The sequence below is a fragment of the Streptomyces chrestomyceticus JCM 4735 genome, assembly GCF_003865135.1.
GTDB classification, from domain to species: Bacteria; Actinomycetota; Actinomycetes; order Streptomycetales; family Streptomycetaceae; genus Streptomyces; species Streptomyces chrestomyceticus.
This window is the reverse complement of the sequence record NZ_BHZC01000001.1, coordinates 5,381,251-5,398,237: the sequence shown is the minus strand read 5'-3', so window position 1 is coordinate 5,398,237 and position 16,987 is coordinate 5,381,251. Positions and strand designations below refer to the sequence as shown.

General features: G+C 72.9%; 15 protein-coding genes. 4 read left to right on the top strand and 11 right to left on the bottom strand.

The window, feature by feature from the left end:
* Positions 1 to 32: 32 nt before the first annotated feature.
* The 8 genes from EJG53_RS23415 to EJG53_RS23380 form a co-directional block, all read right to left on the bottom strand.
* Positions 33 to 1,517, bottom strand: a complete 1,485-nt coding sequence (locus EJG53_RS23415) for an aldehyde dehydrogenase family protein (RefSeq protein WP_371858717.1) — start codon at positions 1,515 to 1,517, stop codon at positions 33 to 35.
* Positions 1,514 to 3,244: an N-acyl-D-amino-acid deacylase family protein gene (locus EJG53_RS23410; protein ID WP_125046413.1), complete on the bottom strand. Its 1,731-nt coding sequence runs from the start codon at positions 3,242 to 3,244 to the stop codon at positions 1,514 to 1,516. The genes EJG53_RS23415 and EJG53_RS23410 overlap by 4 nt, the downstream gene beginning before the upstream one ends.
* Before the next feature lie 19 nt (positions 3,245 to 3,263).
* A complete protein-coding gene (locus tag EJG53_RS23405) occupies positions 3,264 to 4,436 on the bottom strand; it encodes an LLM class flavin-dependent oxidoreductase (RefSeq protein ID WP_125046412.1) in 1,173 nt (390 codons plus the stop codon).
* Positions 4,437 to 4,579: 143 nt separating this feature from the next.
* Complete coding sequence (locus EJG53_RS23400; protein ID WP_125046411.1) at positions 4,580 to 5,380, bottom strand: SDR family NAD(P)-dependent oxidoreductase; 801 nt, start codon at positions 5,378 to 5,380, stop codon at positions 4,580 to 4,582.
* Positions 5,381 to 5,413: 33 nt separating this feature from the next.
* Complete coding sequence (locus EJG53_RS23395) at positions 5,414 to 6,460, bottom strand: TIGR03619 family F420-dependent LLM class oxidoreductase (protein WP_125046410.1); 1,047 nt, start codon at positions 6,458 to 6,460, stop codon at positions 5,414 to 5,416.
* Positions 6,461 to 6,525: 65 nt separating this feature from the next.
* Positions 6,526 to 6,909, bottom strand: a complete 384-nt coding sequence (locus tag EJG53_RS23390; RefSeq protein WP_125046409.1) for a thiol-disulfide oxidoreductase DCC family protein — start codon at positions 6,907 to 6,909, stop codon at positions 6,526 to 6,528.
* Between the two features lie 70 nt (positions 6,910 to 6,979).
* Positions 6,980 to 7,783, bottom strand: coding sequence for an alpha/beta fold hydrolase (locus EJG53_RS23385; RefSeq protein ID WP_125046408.1), 804 nt, complete (start codon positions 7,781 to 7,783; stop codon positions 6,980 to 6,982).
* 110 nt (positions 7,784 to 7,893) lie between these two features.
* Positions 7,894 to 9,126: an amidohydrolase family protein gene (locus EJG53_RS23380; RefSeq protein ID WP_125046407.1), complete on the bottom strand. Its 1,233-nt coding sequence runs from the start codon at positions 9,124 to 9,126 to the stop codon at positions 7,894 to 7,896.
* Between the two features lie 354 nt (positions 9,127 to 9,480).
* Here EJG53_RS23380 and EJG53_RS23375 point away from each other — a divergent pair, with 354 nt between their 5' ends.
* The 3 genes from EJG53_RS23375 (at position 9,481) to EJG53_RS23365 (ending at position 13,603) form a co-directional block, all read left to right on the top strand.
* On the top strand, positions 9,481 to 12,423 hold the full coding sequence (locus EJG53_RS23375; RefSeq protein WP_125046406.1) for an AfsR/SARP family transcriptional regulator: 2,943 nt from the start codon (positions 9,481 to 9,483) through the stop codon (positions 12,421 to 12,423).
* A gap of 209 nt (positions 12,424 to 12,632) precedes the next feature.
* The gene (locus EJG53_RS23370; RefSeq protein ID WP_125046405.1) at positions 12,633 to 13,043 is read left to right on the top strand and encodes a laminin G; all 411 of its coding nucleotides are present in this window, start codon (positions 12,633 to 12,635) and stop codon (positions 13,041 to 13,043) included.
* A 338-nt stretch (positions 13,044 to 13,381) separates the two neighbouring features.
* Entirely contained in the window at positions 13,382 to 13,603 is a 222-nt protein-coding gene (locus EJG53_RS23365; protein ID WP_125046404.1) for a hypothetical protein, read from the top strand.
* A gap of 73 nt (positions 13,604 to 13,676) precedes the next feature.
* On the opposite strand, the gene EJG53_RS23360 is transcribed toward EJG53_RS23365, so the two are convergent.
* A complete protein-coding gene (locus tag EJG53_RS23360; protein WP_125046403.1) occupies positions 13,677 to 14,108 on the bottom strand; it encodes a pyridoxamine 5'-phosphate oxidase family protein in 432 nt (143 codons plus the stop codon).
* A 148-nt stretch (positions 14,109 to 14,256) separates the two neighbouring features.
* Here EJG53_RS23360 and EJG53_RS23355 point away from each other — a divergent pair, with 148 nt between their 5' ends.
* Positions 14,257 to 15,834: a class I adenylate-forming enzyme family protein gene (locus EJG53_RS23355; protein WP_125046402.1), complete on the top strand. Its 1,578-nt coding sequence runs from the start codon at positions 14,257 to 14,259 to the stop codon at positions 15,832 to 15,834.
* Between the two features lie 13 nt (positions 15,835 to 15,847).
* On the opposite strand, the gene EJG53_RS23350 is transcribed toward EJG53_RS23355, so the two are convergent.
* Both EJG53_RS23350 and EJG53_RS23345 read right to left on the bottom strand, forming a co-directional pair.
* Complete coding sequence (locus EJG53_RS23350; RefSeq protein ID WP_125046401.1) at positions 15,848 to 16,066, bottom strand: hypothetical protein; 219 nt, start codon at positions 16,064 to 16,066, stop codon at positions 15,848 to 15,850.
* A gap of 128 nt (positions 16,067 to 16,194) precedes the next feature.
* A complete protein-coding gene (locus EJG53_RS23345; RefSeq protein WP_125046400.1) occupies positions 16,195 to 16,884 on the bottom strand; it encodes a hypothetical protein in 690 nt (229 codons plus the stop codon).
* Between the last annotated feature and the right edge of the window lie 103 nt (positions 16,885 to 16,987).

Below are 16,987 nucleotides of genomic sequence, written 5' to 3'. Positions count from 1 at the left end.
TTCAAAATTTTCCCGCCGGTCTTCCGCCCGTCTCAGCCCGGCCACACCACCGCCTGCGTCTCGCTGTAGGCGTGCAGCGCGTACGAGCCGACATCGCGCCCGACCCCGCTCCGCTTGAAGCCGCCGAACGGAGCCTCCATGTTGCGGCCGACCGTGTTGACGCCGACCCCGCCCGCGCGCAGCCGCCCCGCCACCCGGAACGCGCGCGCCACGTCGCCGGACCAGACGTAGTCCAGCAGGCCGTAGTCGCTGTCGTTGGCGAGCGCGACGGCCTCCTCCTCGTCGGTGAAGGGGAGGACGACGATCACCGGGCCGAAGATCTCCTCGCGGACCACCCGCATGGCGGGGGCGCAGTCGGTGAAGAGGGTGGGGGCCACGTAGAAGCCGCGTGGGAGGGGTGGGCGGTCGCCGCCCGTGATCAGGCGAGCGCCTTCCTTCCGGCCCAGTTCGATGTACGACTCGACGCGGTCGCGGTGCGCGGCGGAGATCACCGGGCCGACGGCCGTGTCCGCCGCAGCCGGGTCGCCGACCTTCAGGCGCGTCGCGTACGCGGCCAGCCGCTCCACCAGCCGGTCGTGGATGCCGCGCTGGGCCAGCACCCGCGTCGGAGCCGTACAGATCTGTCCGCTGTAGAAGGAGTACGTGGTGCCGATGCCGGCCACCGCCGCGTCCAGGTCGGCGTCGTCGAAGACCAGCGCGGCGCCCTTGCCGCCCAGCTCCATGAGCCGGCGTTTCATGCCGCGTCCGCACACCTCGGCGATGCGCTGCCCGACGGCCGTGGAGCCGGTGAAGCTGACCATGTCCACGTCCGGGGAGTCCACCGCGGCCTCGCCGACCGCCGGGTCCCCGCCGGTCACGAGGTTGACGACGCCGGGCGGTGCCCCGGCCTCGGCCAGCGCCTCCTGGAGCGCCGCGGCCAGGCGGTGGACGGAGAGCGGGTCCTGCGGGGCGGGCTTGATCACGACGGTGTTGCCCATGGCCAGGGCGGGCGCGATCTTGCCTGCCGGGTTGGCCCAGGGGTTGTTGTAGGAGGTGATGCAGGTGACGACGCCGACGGGGCGGCGCACCGCCAGCGCGCCGAGGACGGCGGCCTTGCCGAAGGGGCCCGCCTCGTTGATCTGCGGAGGCAGGGGGGTTTCCGTCGGCTCCAGCGCTCCGCGCGCGTACCGCTTGAGGCGGGCGATGGCGACGCCCACCTGCATCGCGCGGGCGGTGCCGGTCGTCGCGCCGGTCTCCGCCTGCGCGAGCCGGGCGTACGCGCCGATGTCGCGCGCCAGGAGCTCGGCGGCGCGGTCGAGCACCCGCGCGCGGGTCTCGGGCGCCGTGCGCGACCAGGGCCCGAACGCCTCGCGCGCCGCGCGGGCCGCCTCGTACGCCTGGTCCCGGCTCGCCTCCGCCGCCAGCCCGACGGTCTCCTCGGCCGCCGGGTCGGTGACCTCGTAGTGGCCGTGGTCGGGTGCGGTCCATTCGCCGCCGATCAGCAGCCGCTCGGCGGACACACCAGAGGATGTACTCACCGCGTCCGCACCGTCTCGGTGTCCCGCCCCGACCGCAGCACCTTTCCCGGTACCGCCCCGGTCACCGCACCGTCCCGTACCGTCTCGACGCCGTTGACCCGTACGCTCACGATCCCGGCGGCCTCCGAGTCCAGCCGCGGGCTGTCCCCCGGCAGATCGTGCACCAGCCGCGCCGGACCGGCGTCGATCCGTTCCGGATCGAAGAGGACCAGGTCGGCGTGGTGGCCGACGGCGATCCGGCCGCGGTCGCGCAGGCCGAAGAGCCGGGCCGGGTCGTCGGTCAGCATCCGTACGGCCTGCTCCAGCCCGACCAGTTGCCGGCCGCGCAGGCAGTCGCCGAGGAACCGCGTCGTGTACGGGGCCCCGCACATCCGGTCCAGGTGGGCGCCCGCGTCGGAGCCGCCCAGCATGACGTCCTCGTGCTGCCAGGTGCGCTGCCGCAGGGCCCAACTGTCCGGGTCGTTGTCGGTCGGCATGGGCCACAGGACGGTGCGCAGCCCGTCCTCGGCGCAGATCTCGACCAGGGTGCGGAAGGGGTCCTGGCCGCGTTCGGCGGCGATGTCGCCGACCACCCGGCCGGAGAGTCCCTGGTTGGCGGCGGAGTACGTGTCGCCGATGACGTACCGGGCGAAGTCGGTCAGCCGCCGGAAGACGCCCGCCTCCTTGCTCGCCGCGCGCCGCAGCATCTCCTCCCGTACGGCCGGGTCGCGCAGCCGGGCGATGCGCTCCGGTACGGGCAGGGCGAGGATGTCGCCCCAGCCGGGGATGAGGTTGAGGGCGCAGAAGGTGCCCAGCGACATGTTCATGGGGGTGAGGATCGGCATGGTGAGGGCGACGATGCGGCCGCCCGCCTTACGGGCGCGTTCGCTCGCCTCCAGTTGGCGGGGCACCCGTTCCGGTACGGCGCTGTCGATGGTCAGCACGTTCCAGTTGAGGGGGCGCCCGGCGGCGGCCGACATCTCGACGAGCAGGTCGATCTCCTCGTCCGCGAACTGGTCGAGGCAGCCCGCGACGATCGCCTCCAACTGGGTGCCCTCGTGGTCGGCGACCGCGCGGGAGAGGGCGAGCAGTTCGGCGGGGCGGGCGTGCCGGGACGCGACCGGCTGTCCGTCGCCGTCGGCGTGGGTCGAGGACTGGGTGGTGGACAGGCCCCAGGCGCCCGCGTCCATCGCGTCGTGGAACAGCCGCAGCATCGCGTGGAGCTGGGCCTCGGTGGGCTGTCCGCCGATCGCGTCCGGGCCCATGACGTGGCGGCGGAGCGCGCAGTGGCCGACCATGAAGCCCGCGTTGACGGCGGTCCGGCCGTCCAGCGCGTCCAGGTACTCGCCGAAGGTGGACCAGTTCCACGGCGCGCCCTGCTCCAGCGCCGCCAGCGACATGCCTTCGACGCGGCTCATCATGCGGCGGGTGTAGTCGGCGTCGCCGGGGCGGTCCGGGTTGAGCGGGGCGAGGGTGAAGCCGCAGTTGCCGCCCGCGACGGTGGTGACGCCGTGGTGCATGGAGGGGGTGGCGTAGGGGTCCCAGAAGAGCTGGGCGTCGTAGTGGGTGTGCGGGTCGACGAAGCCGGGTGTGAGCACGAGGCCGTGGGCGTCCTCGGTGGTGCTGGCGGGGTCGCTGATGCTTCCGATGGCGGTGATGCGGCCGTGCTGTACGGCGAGGTCGGCCTGGTACGCGGGGGCGCCGGTGCCGTCGACGATCGTGGCGCCCTTGATCAGGTGGTCGAGCATCCCCGGGGGTCCCTTTCGCTCAGGCGGCCGGTCCGGTGCCCGGTCCGGCGTCCGGCTCGGTGTCCGGCCCGGCGGCGCTCTGCCGGAAGCGGGCGGTCCGGTGCACCGGGTCTGTGTCGATCTTCGGGATCACGTGCTCGCCGATGAGGCGGATGGTGGTGAGGGTGTCCTCGGGCGAGACGCCGATGGGCAGGCCGAAGGAGAGCTGGTCGGCGCCGGCCTGTTCCCAGCGCTTGCACTGGCGGAACACCTCGTCGGGGTCGCCGCAGATCATCAGCTCCTCGGCGATCAGCAGCTCGATGATCTCCTCGGTGTACTCCGGCAGCAGCTCCGGCCACTCCGGGATGCCCTCGGGGCGCGGGAACGTGTCGTGGTAGCGGAACAGCAGCGACTGGAGGTAGTTGAGCCCGCCGCCGACGGCGATCTCGACGGCCTTCTGGTGGGTCTCGGCGCAGATCGCGGTGGAGGTCACCATGACGTTGTCGTTGACGTACGCGCCGACCGGCTCGGCCTCCTTCACGGCCGTCTTGTACGACTCGACGACCCACTCCATGTCCGCGACCTTCTGCACGCTGAAGCCCAGCACGCCGAGGCCCTTCTTCCCCGCCATCGCGTACGAGGCGGGCGACCCGGCCGCGTACCACATCGGCGGGTGCGCGGTCCCGTACGGCTTGGGCAGCACCTTGCGGGGCGGCAGTTGCCAGTGCTTCCCCTGGAACCCCTGGTACTCGTCCTGGAGCCACATCTTCGGGAACTCGGCGATGGTCTCTTCCCACAGCTCCTTGGTGTGGTTCATGTCCGTCACGCCCGGCATGAACCCCAGGATCTCGTGGCTGCCCGCCCCACGCCCGGTGCCGAACTCGAAGCGGCCGCCGGAGAGGTGGTCGAGCATGGCGGCCTTCTCGGCGACCTTGACGGGGTGGTTGACCGGGGCGAGCGGGTTGAAGATGCCGGAGCCGAGGTGGATGCGCTCGGTGGCGTGGGCGAGGTAGCCCAGGTAGACGTCGTTGGCGGAGAGGTGGGAGTACTCCTCCAGGAAGTGGTGCTCGGAGGCCCACGCGTACTTGAACCCGGACCGGTCGGCCTGGATGACGTACTCCGTCTCCTCCATCAGTGCGTGGTGCTCAGCCTCGGGGTCGACCTTCGCCCGCGCGGCGGGCACATATCCCTGTACGAACAGCCCGAATTCCAAGGGGGTTCACCGTCCCTCGTCCGCCCTGGCGCCTTTACCTGACGCCTCGTCAGGTCGGGTCCGACTCTCGCACCGGGCCTCCGGACCGTCAATACCTGACGACCCATCAGGTAGCGGCGGGACGGAGGGGCGGCGTACGCGTCTCAGTACAGGCTGATGCCGGACAGCCGGCCGCCGTCGATGACGAACGGCTGCCCCGTGATGTACGAGGAGTCCGCGCACGACAGGAACAGCGCCAGCCGGGCCACCTCCTCCGGCCGGCCGATCCGCCCGAGGGGGACGGTCTTCGCGTAGAACGCGTCCAGGTCCGGGGCGGAGGCTGTGGAGGCATCGGGGACACCGGCAGCTTCCGCCGGACCCCGCTCCGGCCGGGTCATCGGGGTGTCGACGGCCCCCGGGCACATCGCGTTCACCCGGATGCCCCGGCCCGCCAGCTCCATCGCCGCCACCCGCGTCATGCCGACCACCGCGGCCTTGGACGCCGCGTACGCGGTCAGGTACGCCATGCCGGACAGCGCGGCGTACGAGGCGGTGTTCACGACGGTGCCGCCGCCGGCCGCCGTCAGCTCCGGGATCACCGCCCGCATCCCGAGGAACGTGCCGACCTGGTTGACCTGCACCACCTCCTGGAACTCGGCGAGCGGGGTGGCGGCCAGCTCGTTGAAGCGCAGGATGCCGGCGTTGTTGACCAGCCCGTCGACCGTGCCGAACGTTTCCCCGGCGGCCCGGACCGCGGCTTCCCAGTCCACTTCCCGGCGCACGTCCAGGTGGACGTACCGGGCGCGGCCGTCCCCCAGTTCCGCCGCCAGCGCCTCCCCCGGGCCGTCCAGTACGTCGCCCAGCACGACACGGGCGCCCTCCGCGACGAAGAGCCGCGCCTCCTGCTCGCCCTGGCCGCGTGCGGCGCCGGTGATGATGACGACCCGGCCGTCCAGCTTCCCCATGTGCACCGGTCCCTCCGGGGTTCGCCGTGCGTCTCAGCGGTCGAGGTGCGGGGCCACGCCGGTGGCGAACGCCGCCATCTGGTCCGTCAGTTCGGCGCGGCTCCGGCTGCGGAACCGGACCTGGATCTGCCGCACCCCCATCGCCTGGTACTCGCGCAGCGACTCCGCCAGCCGCTCGGGCGGCCCGGTGAGGGTGCTCCGGCCGGTGTCCCACGCGGGCTCGCCGACGTACAGCGGCTCGGTGATGGCGCCGGCCTCGGCGGGCGTGCTGATCCCGGCTTCTTCCCGCAGCCGCCGCAGCTTCGCGAGCTGCGCCGGGAGCTGATCGCGGCGGTCGCCCTGCGGCAGCCAGCCGTCACCGCGTACGGCCGCCCTGCGAAGGGCGGCGGGCGACGAGCCGCCCACCCAGACCGGCGGGCGCGGCGTCTGTACGGGGCGCGGGCGCTGCCCCAGCCCGTCGAAGGCGAATCGTTTCCCTTGATACGAGGGGAACTCCTCCGGGCCCAGCGCCGCCTTCAGCGCGTCGACGGCCTCGTCCAGCAGGGCGCCGCGCCGGGCGAAGTCCACACCGAGGGCGTCGAACTCCTCCGGTACGTGCCCGGCGCCGACCCCGAGGATCAGCCGCCCGCCCGAGAGGTGGTCCAGGGTCGCGTACTGCTTGGCGCTGATCAGCGGGTGCTTGAGGGCGGCCAAGGCGATGTGGCTGAGCAGCCGTACGCGGGTGGTGGCCGCCGCCAGGTAGGAGAGGGTGGCGACCGGGTCGTACCAGACCGTGCTCATGGCGGCGGCCAGCCGGCGCGGGATGCCGATGTGCTCGCAGCAGGCGATGTAGGCGAAGCCGTGGCGGTCGGCGGTGCGGGCGATCTCCACGAGGTCGGCGGGGCCCGCCCCGGCCTCCCACGGCTCCGTGTAGAGGGTGCTCTGGGACTGCACGGGGAGCTGGATGCCGTAGGCCAGCTTCCCTTCGGGCAGCACCCGCACCCCGTCGTCGCTGTGTGTGCCGCTTCCCGTAGCGCTGTCCACGTCCGCGTCCACCCCCGGGCGCTCGGCCGACGGCCCGTCGTCGGCGGCTGGGGTCATGGTGTGGGCTGACGGCCCGTCAGGCAAGGGTGCGGACGGTGGCGGCCGGGCGGTGGCGCGGGCGGTCAGGGCCTGAGGTGCGCGGGGAGCGAGCAGGCCGCGGTGCCGCCGGGCATGCGGTGGCGGTTGTCGGCGACCAGGCGGTACACGGCGTGGGCGGCCTGGCGGAACGGCGGCAGGGTCAGCAGCGCGCCGGGGACGGACCATGGCCCGCGCGCGCTCATCAGCAGCTTGGCGACCGCCTGCGCGCCGCCGTACACGGTCCCCGCCGGGGTGATCCACAACACCTCGTGCTCGGCCCGCTCCTGGGTGACGCCGAGCGCCTTCAGGTCGGTGAACTGCCAGGGCGAGACGGTGCAGCGGGGGCGGATGCGGCGTTCGACGAAGCGTACGCAGGTGGCGCAGAAGCCGCAGTCCCCGTCGTAGACGAGTACGGGTCGGTTGCTCATGGCCCCATCATGCCGGGGTGCGGGGAAGGGGCCGGTGGGGCCCGGCGGGCGTACCGCGGGCAGACGCGTCTCAGGCGGGCGCCCCGAGCCGCTCCCCCTCGTCCGCCGCCGCCCGCAGCAGCAGGTCGGTCAGCTCGCCGGGGCAGGACAGCATGGGCCAGTGCCCGGTGTCGAGGTCGAAGAAGCCGATCTGGGGGTCGGCGAGGCCCGCGACGGCGGGGTCGCCGGAGGCCACCAGGGCGCGGACGGCCGCCGTACTGGTGACGTTGCGCGTGCAGAGGATGCCGGTGGCGGGCAGGCCGGCCGTGGCGCCGGTCAGCCGGACCGGCTGGGTGAGGGTGGCCAGCGGCTGCGGTGCGGCGAGGCGGGCCAGCCGGTCCAGGCCGTCCTTGGAGATGCCGTCCAGGCTGCCCCAGATGTCCGTCTCCTCGAACGCGGGCGGCGGCAGCCGCCAGCCGTCGCCGTGCTCCTGGGCGCGGCGCCGCAGCCGTTCCCGTACGGCCGGGTCGGGCAGCGCGTCGAGGACGGCGCGGCCGTCGCGGGGCAGGCCCGCGTCCACGAACACCAGGCGGGCGATGCGGTCCGGGTCGCGGTCGGCGGCGGCCATGACCGGGTAGCTGCCGTAGCAGTGCGCGACCAGTACGGTCTCGCCCGCCTCGTGCGGCTCCCCGGCGCCCTCGTGGTCCAGGACCTGCGCCACGTCCTCGATGTGGGTGTTCAGGTCGGTGCCCGGACCTGACAGGTGGCGGCGGTCCCCCATCCCGGTAAGGGTGACCGGTCGCGCCCGGTGTCCCGCCGCGCGCAGGTGGTCCGCCACCTCCCGCCAGATCCATCCTCCGGTGTACCCGCCCGACACCAGCACGAACGTCGTCATGTGTGTCACCTCCCAGACCTCCCATCGTGACCGCTCGGCCGCCGTGCGGGGAGGTCTCGGGACGTTCCGGGTGCACGAAAGGCGTCACTCCGCGCGGGCGCGCACCGGCGCTACACCCCCGCACCCGCCCCTGCCCACAGCCCCTCCGGCGTCAGCCCCAGCAGCTCGATGGCGTTGCCGCGGACGATCCGTTCGACCGTCTCGGGCGGGAGGTGCCCCATCTGGGCCTCGCCGACCTCCCTGGAGCGCGGCCAGGTGGAGTCCGAGTGCGGGTAGTCGGTCTCGTAGAGGACGTTGCCGACGCCGATCGCGTCCAGGTTGCGCAGGCCGAAGGCGTCGTCGAAGAAGCAGCCGTACACGTGCCCGGCGAAGAGTTCGGAGGGCGGCCGCAGGACCTTGTCGGCGACGCCGCCCCAGCCGCGGTTCTCCTCCCAGACCACGTCGGCGCGTTCCAGGATGTACGGGATCCACCCGATCTGCCCCTCCGCGTACATGATCTTCAGGCCGGGGAAGCGGTCGAACGCTCCGCTCATCAGCCAGTCGACCATCGAGAAGCAGCAGTTGGCGAAGGTGATCGTGGAGCCGACGGCGGGCGGCGCGTCGGCGGAGGTGGACGGCATCCTGCTGGAGGAGCCGATGTGCATGGCGATGACGGTCCCGGTCTCCTCGCAGGCGCGCAGGAAGGGGTCCCAGTCGCCGGTGTGAATACTGGGCAGGCCCAGATGTGGCGGGATTTCGCTGAAGCAGACCGCCCGTACGCCCCGCTCCGCGTTCCGGCGCACCTCCTGCGCGGCCAGTTCCGCGTCCCACAACGGGACGAGGCCGAGCGGTATGAGGCGTCCGCGCGCGGCCGGGCCGCACCACTCCTCCACCATCCAGTCGTTGTACGCGCGCACCCCCAGCAGCCCCAGTTCGCGGTCCTTGGCCTCGGTGAAGGTCTGACCGCAAAAACGCGGGAACGTGGGGAAACACAGGGCCGACTGCACGTGATTGACGTCCATGTCGGCCAGCCGCTCCGGGACGCTGAAGGAGCCGGGGCGCATCTGCTCGTAGGTGATGCCTTCGAGCCTGATGTCGTCGCGGGCGCAGCCGACGGCGGTGTCCAGGCGGGTCAGCGGGCGGTGCAGGTCCTCGTAGACCCACCAGTCGGCGAGCGGCCCGTCGTCCCCCGGCCGGCCCATCTTCGGCGCGAACCTGCCGCCCACGAAGGTCATTTCCTTCAGGGGCGCCCGGACGATTCGGGGGCCTATGTCGTGATATTTCGAGGGGAGGCGGTCCCGCCAGACGTGCGGCGGCTCCACCGTGTGGTCGTCCACCGAGATTATCTTCGGAAAACTCTCCATGTTTTTTACCGTAGCGCTGAACTGACGGGTCGTCAGTAACGCAGTGACGGGAGGGAATGCATGCAGATGACACCGTTCCGGGCGCCGGCCGGGCGCCGCGCGGCCCCGCAGGCGGCTGAGCAGCGACGCTCGGGCCCACGCCCGCGCACGGACCGCGCACGGGCAACTGCACGCGCATCCGCACGGGCGCCGGCGCCGGTGACCGTCCCGGACCGCCGCCCGCCGCGCACCCGAACACCAGCCCGAACGCCGGGCGTGGAGAGAGCGTGCTGAGACCGGACCCCTACTGACGTAAGGGGCTACGACAAGGCAGACTGGCCGATGCGAACGAAGTGCACAGGGCAGGGGGACACCATGGACGACGGTCCGGGGCAGGGCCAGGAGCGGCTCCGCTTCACCGTGCTCGGTCCCGTACGGGCCTGGCGCGGCGCGACGCCACTGGCGGCCGGCTCCCCGCAGCAGCGTGCGCTGCTGGCCGCCCTTCTCCTGCGGGGCGGACGCACCGCCACCGCGTCCGAACTCGTCGACGCCCTCTGGGGCGAGGAACCGCCGCACGCCGCCCTCGCGGCGCTGCGCACGTACGCCTCCCGCATCCGCAAAGCCCTCGGGCCGGACGCGGACACGCTGGTCAGCGAGTCCGGCGGCTATGCGCTGCGACCGGTCGGCAACCAGCCGCTCGACCTCGACATGGACCACGCCGAGCAGTACGCGGCCGACGCCGAGAAGGCCCGCGCCACCGGCGACCGCTGCCGCGCCCGGGACCTCCTGGACTCCGCGCTGGCCCTGTGGGACGGCGAGCCGCTGGCCAACCTCGCCGGGCCCTACGCGGAGAACCAGCGCACCCGCCTGGAGGAGTGGCGCCTGTCCCTCATGGAGACGCGCCTGGAGCTCGACCTGGAGCTGGGATGCCACGGCGACGCCGTCTCGGAGCTGACCGCGCTGACCGCGGCGCACCCCTTGCGCGAGCGGCTGCGAGAACTCCTCATGCTGGCGCTGTACCGCAGCGGCCGGCAGGCCGAGGCACTCGCCGTATACGCCGACACCCGGCGTCTGCTCGCCGATGAGCTGGGGGTGGACCCCTGCGCGTCGCTCTCCGAACTCCAGCAGCGCATCCTGCGCGCGGACACCGAGCTGGACGCGCCCGCCGTGCCGCACGACGGCCAGGTGCCCGGCGAGCCGGCCTTCGTCCGACCGCAGCAACTTCCGGCCACGGTCGCCGACTTCACCGGCCGGGCCGCCTTCGTCACGGAGCTGAGCGAGCAGCTCGCCACCGCCGAGGGCCGGGTGATGGCCGTCTCGGCGCTCACCGGCATCGGCGGCGTCGGCAAGACCACCCTCGCCGTACATGTCGCGCACGCCGCCCATGTGCACTTCCCGGACGGCCAGCTCTACGTGGACCTCCAGGGCGTCGGGCACTCCCCGTCCGACCCGGAAGCGGTGCTCGGCGCGTTCCTGCGCGCGCTGGGGACGCCGGGCGCGGCCATCCCCGACGGCATCGAGGAACGGGCCGCCCTCTACCGCTCGGCCCTCGCCGGGCGCCGGCTGCTGGTCCTGCTCGACAACGCCCGCGACGCCGCCCAGGTCCGCCCGCTGCTGCCCGGTACGGACGGCTGCGCGGCGCTGATCACCAGCCGCGTCCGGATGATAGACCTGGCCGGCGCGCACCTGGTCGACCTGGACGTGATGAGCCCTGAGGAAGCGTTCACCCTCTTCGCGCTCATCGTCGGCGAGGAGCGCGTGAACGCCGAGCGCGAGGCGTCCATGGACGTGGTCGGCGCCTGCGGTTTCCTGCCGCTGGCCATCCGTATCGCCGCGTCCCGGCTGGCCGCCCGCCGCACCTGGACCGTCTCGATCCTCGCCCGCAAGCTGGCCGACGAGCGCCGCAGGCTGGACGAGCTGCGCGCCGGCGACCTCGCCGTGAACTCCACCTTCGAACTGGGCTACAAACAACTGGAGCCCCGCCAGGCGCGGGCCTTCCGCCTCCTGGGCCTCGCCGACGGCCCCGACATCTCGCTGGCCGCCGCGGCCGCCCTCCTCGACATGGACACCGACGACGCCGAGGACCTCCTCGAATCGCTCGTCGACACCTCCCTCCTGGAGTCCGCCGCCCCCGGCCGCTACCGCTTCCACGACCTGGTGCACCTCTACGCCCGCTCCTGCGCGGAGCGCGACGAGCAGCCGGCCGAGGAGCGCGACGCGGCCCTGGCCCGGCTGCTGGACTTCTACCTGGCCACCGCCGCCCACATGTACGCGCTGGAGCGCCCCGGTGACCGCCTGGCCGACTACACGGAGACGCCGCACTACCCGGGCTTGACCTTCGCCGACCGCACCGAGGCACTGAGCTGGCTCTTCAACGAAACGCGCTGCCTGATCGCCTGCGCGCTGCAGAACACCGGCGAGAAGGTGCTGCGGCGCGCCGTCGACCTGTTGCTGCTGACCCGGGACATGGCCGAGTCCGGCGCCAACAACCGCCAGTACGAGCAGGCCAATCTCGCCCTGCTGGCCGCTGCGCGCCGAGCCGGCGACCAGCATGCGGAAGGCCGAGCCCACTGGTCGCTGGCACCCATCTACATCCAGTCCGGACGGCTCACCGAGGCGGACGAGCATGCCAAGCTGGCCACCTTGCTGGGACTCGCCGCCGAGGACCCCTTCTCCGCCTCCAACGGCCCCAACGACCGCGGCATCATCGCCAGCATCCAACGCCGCTTCGACGCGGCGGAGGGCTATCTGAATCAGGCCCTGCTCGCCTTCCGCGAGAACAACAACAAGCAGTCCGAGGCCAGCGCGCTGTGCAACCTCTCGCGCCTGCACCTGGACACCGGGCGCACCGAGAGCGCCATCCAGCTCGCCGAGCAGGGCATCACCGCCCTCCGCGAGGTCGGTGCCACCCGCCGCCTCGGCAACGGCATGTACGCGCTGGGCATCGCGCTGACGCTGGCCGGCAGACTGGACGAGGCCGCCCAGCAACTGACCGAGGCGCTCGTCATCTTCCGCGACAGCCGGCAGCGGTTCTGGGAGGGCATGACGTACCTCCGGCTCGCCGAGGTCGACCTGGCGGCCCACCGCCCGGCCAACGCGGCCAACTACGCCGAGCAGGCGCTGTCCGCCCTGCGGGGGCTCGGCGGCGGCCGCTGGCGGGCGGACGCGCTGACGACGCTGGGGCACGCCCTGAACCAGATCGGGCACACCGGCCGCGCGAAGGTCTGCTGGCAGGAAGTCGTGACCATTCACGAGCAGATGGGCCTCCCCGTGGACGGGGAGATACACCATCTCGCAGCCCCCGTCGCGCTGGTGTAAAAGCCGCCCGGACCACGGGCTTCAGGCGTTTATCGATCGTTCATCGCGAGGGGCCACTCTCTAATTACCGATCCGCCGCCTCGGGGGGCAAGCGGCTCGGTGACCAGGCCCCACCGCAAGGTGTAAGGCCATGGTCCACCCGTCCGGCGACCCACGGGGGAGTTGCCGGCCGGGTGGGCCACAGCGCCCACACAACGGAGTTGATCACCGTGAGCTCTCAGAATCAGGCTCGGAAGGACGACGACAGGAACATCGTCAAACCGCTGGACAGTCACCGGCCCATTCAGCCGCAGGACAGCCACCGGCCCATTCAGCCGCAGACCGTCGACAGCCACCGGCCGATCAAGCCGGAGGACAGTCACCGGCCCATCGTGCCCATGGACAGCCACCGGCCGATCCAGCCGGAGACCGTCGACAGCCACCGGCCCATCCAGCCGGAGGACAGTCACCGGCCCATCCAGCCCATGGACAGCCACCGGCCCATCCAGCCCATGGACAGCCACCGGCCCATCCAGCCGGAGGACAGTCACCGGCCGATCATCGACGGTCCGCTGACCGCGGAGGACGGCAGTGTCGTCGTGCTGGACGAGGGCACCGTGCCCGTGGCCGAGCCGAAGTAGCGCGACGCCGTACGGGCGGGTGACGGGGGAAACGACACCCCGCCCGTACGGCGGGCAATTCCACACCAGACCCACTGCGGTTTCGGCAGTCCGGGGGATCGGGGGATCCGGGGGGACGGCCGAATCCGGGGATCGGGGGATCCGGGGGGATCCGGGGGATCGCGGGGGCCGGTTTCGATGGCACTCAGGGGGGAGCCATCGAAGCCGGTCCCCGCGGCATACCCGCAGTCACACGCTTTCTCCCCCGCCGCACGGCCGTTTCCGGCCAGGGGGATCGAACACACGCCTCACCACAAGCTAGCGTCACTCATATGGGATTCCCCCACGGAGGAGCTGTCATGAGTTGTATCAAGCGCACCCTTGTCACTCTTGCTTTCGCCACTGCCGTAACGGGCGCGGCGGCGGTCCCCGCCCTGGCCGACAACCACCGGCCGACGCCTGTCAGCTCTTCCATCGCGGGCGACAACCACCGGCCGATATCCGCCGACCGTTCCGTCGCGCCCGACAACCACCGCCCGGACGCGGACACCGTGGCCCCGCTGGACAACCACCGCCCGTAACCCGTCGGCCCGTCACGGGCCGGAGGACGTACGACCGACGGGGGCCGGACCGGGTGAGGCCGGCCCCTACGGTCTAGACGAGCGCCCCCATGTCCGCCGACAGCCACCGCCGCGGCCGCAGCCGGACGGTCACCGACGGGCCGAACGTGGGCAGCACCTTCTCGAAGTACGCCGCCGCGGCCTCCGGAGCGAGGTAGCGCTCGGCGATCGCGTGCAGCTCCTCGTCCGTCGACGGCTCGGCCGAGACGACCTCGCCCTCGACCGACACATAGCGGACCGTCGGCTCGACCCGGTCCACCATCAGGGAGAACCGGCCCGCCGCCGCGATCAGCCGGTACTTGCGCGAGTCCCGCTCGGTGGTGATCCACAGATCGCCGCCCGGCTCGTAGCCGTACCAGATCGGCACGGTCAGCGGGGCGCGGTCCGCCGCGCCCGACGCCACCGACAGGGCGCCGATGTGCGGCTCGGCCAGGAAAGCCTCGCGCTCTTCCGTACTCAACGGCATGGCCGTCTCCTCATGTACGCGGGTGGACCAGGTCACCAGCCCCCAACGCCGTCGCCCGTGCGGATGTTCCGCACCTCCCCCGAACTGACGTCTCGTCATATCTGCTGACTTCTGCTACCGTCGCGCCCCCGCTCCCCTAGGAGGCGACGTGTTCGAGCCCGATCGTGTGCGGTCGCTGTGGGAACTGATGGAGTACCGGGCGGAGCTGTCCCCGCGGCAGCCGATGTTCTTCGACGAGACCACCGGCGGCTCCGGGCAGGCCGTCACCTTCGGGGAGGTACGGGACCGGGCGCTGCGGCTGGCGGCCGGGTTCCACGGGCTGGGGATCGGGGCCGGTACGCGCGTCCTGTGGCAGTTGCCCACCTGGCCCCTGACCGTCGCGGTGTCCCTCGCGCTGGCCCGGCTCGGCGCCGTACAGATACCCGTCCTGCACCTGCACCGGGAGCGTGAAGTCGGCTTCGCGCTGCGGCAGTCGGGCGCAGCGTACGCGATCGTGCCGGGCGAGTGGCGCGGCCACGACTACGCGGGCACGGCGCGGAAGGCGGCGCCCGCCGGTGTGCGGGTGCTCTCCGTCGCCGACGGGCTGCCGGAAGCCGCGCCCGGCTCCGGGGACGCGCTGCCGGACTTCGTACGGCCGGACAGCACCCCGACGTGGATCTACTACACCTCCGGCACGACCGCCGCCCCCAAGGGGGTCGAGCACACCGACGGCTCGCTCCTCGCGGGCGGCATCGGGCTGGCCACCGCGCTGGGCACGACCGACGCGGACACCGGCTCGATCGCCTTCCCGTACGCGCACATCGCCGGGCCCGACTACGTGATCGCGATGCTGCTCGGCGGCTTCCCGGCCGTCGTGCTGGACACGTTCGAACCGGCGGCGGCGGTCGAGGCGTACCGGCGGCACGGAGTCACCATGGCGGGCGGCAGCACGGCCTTCTACCAGGCGTTCCTCGGCGAGGCCCGCCGGCGCCGGGCGCATGCCGGGCCGGGTCCCGCGGTCCCGCTCGTCCCCACGCTGCGGCTGCTGTCCGGCGGCGGGGCGCCGCTGCCGCCGGAGCTGTACCACGCGGCGGGCCGGGAGCTGGAGTGCGCGGTGGTGCACGGGTACGGGATGACGGAGTGCTCCATGATCGCGATGGGCACGCCGTACGACAGCGACGAGCAGTTGGCGCACACCGTGGGCAAGCCGGTGACCGGGGCCCGCGTCCGGATCGCCCGGCCGGACGGCGGTGAGGCGCGGCCCGGCGAGGCGGGCGAGATCACGGTACGCGGGCCGATGGTCTGCCGCGGCTACACCGATCCGGCGCTGACGGCCGGGGCGTTCGACGCGGACGGCTGGTTCCGCACCGGAGACCTGGGATTGCTGCGTACGGACGGGCACCTCGTGATCACCGGGCGGCTCAAGGACATCGTCATCAGGAAGGGCGAGAACATCTCCGCCCAGGAGGTCGAGGAGCTGATCCGTACGCACCCGGCGGTGGGCGAGGTGGCGGTGATCGGCCTGCCGGACCGGGAGCGGGGGGAGCGGGTGTGCGCGGTGGTGACTCTCGCGCAGCCTGAGGTGGCGGGTTTGACGCTCGGGGCGCTCACCGCTCATCTGCGGCGGGCGGGGCTGATGCCGCAGAAGCTGCCGGAGCAGTTGGAGATCCTGGACGCGCTGCCGCGGGGCGGCCCCTTGAACAAGGTGCTCAAGGGGGCCCTGCGGGAGCGGTTCGGGGCACGGTGAGGGCCGGGAACGGTCAGGCGAGGGGGCCGGGCTGCGGCGTGGGCTCGGGGGCCGTGTCCGGGTCGGACGGCCGCGGGATCGGGTCCGGGCCCATGGGGTCGCTCGGTCCGGGCGGGGGCGGGCTCGGGTCGCGCCCCGGCTGAGGCTCGTGGCCCGGGTGTGGGCCGGGCGGGTCGGGCGGGTCGGTTACGGGGCCGCCGGGTTCGGGGCCGTCGGGATACGGAGTGCTCATACTGCACGCCTTCCACGCGAGCGCCGCTTCACAACACCGGATCGGGACAACGCCGAGCCGGGGCCCGTGACGGATGCGCGCAGCCCCCGGTCGGGGGCCGGGGGCTGCGCCGGGGGCGGGAAAGTGGTTTACGGGTGGTAGCGCTCCTCCACCTTGGTGGCGATGCCCCGGTGGATCGTGGCGCGGACCTTGACCGTGTTCTTCTTGGCGGCCTCGTCGAGCTGGTCCGTGGTGCAGGGGGTGGTGCCGTAGCTGTCCTTCGTGATGGTGACCTGCCCGCCGGGGCCGCCGCAGAGGGTCGCGGCCCCGAGGACCTTGGTGTCCTCGGCGACGAAGAACGCCTGCTCCGTACCGGACTCCGGGGTCACGGTGAGCTTGCCCGGGGCGAGGTACTTGAGGGTGCCGACCAGGGTGGCGTCGACGCCCTTGCGGCCGGTGCCGGTGCCTGTACCGGCTCCCGTGCCCGTACCGGTGCCCGTGCCCTTGCCCGTGCCGGACCCGGTGGAGCCCGATCCGCCGGTCGAGCCGCCGGAGGACTGCGATCCCGAGCCGCCGGTGTCCGCGGAGCCCGCGTCGCCGCCCGAGGAGCCCGCGTCGCCGCCCGAGGAGCCCGCGTCGCCGCCCGAGCCGCCGGTCGAGCCGCCGGACGAGCCGCCGGTCGACCCGCCCTCGGGAGCATCCACCGCCGCGCTCTTGGCCGGTCCCGGGCCGCCGGCGGAGCTGTTGCACGCGGTGAGCGAGAACGCCGCGACGGCGACGATCGAGGCGGCGGCGAGCCGGCGGGCGCGGCGGAAGGCGGTGGTGGTCAGGCTGGGCATGCGGGTCCCCCAGGAACGGGTGCGTCGGGTGCGTCGGTACGTACCCAACGGTGCCGGGGGCGGCTAACAGCCTGCTAACACGCCGGTAATCGACGGGTGGCGT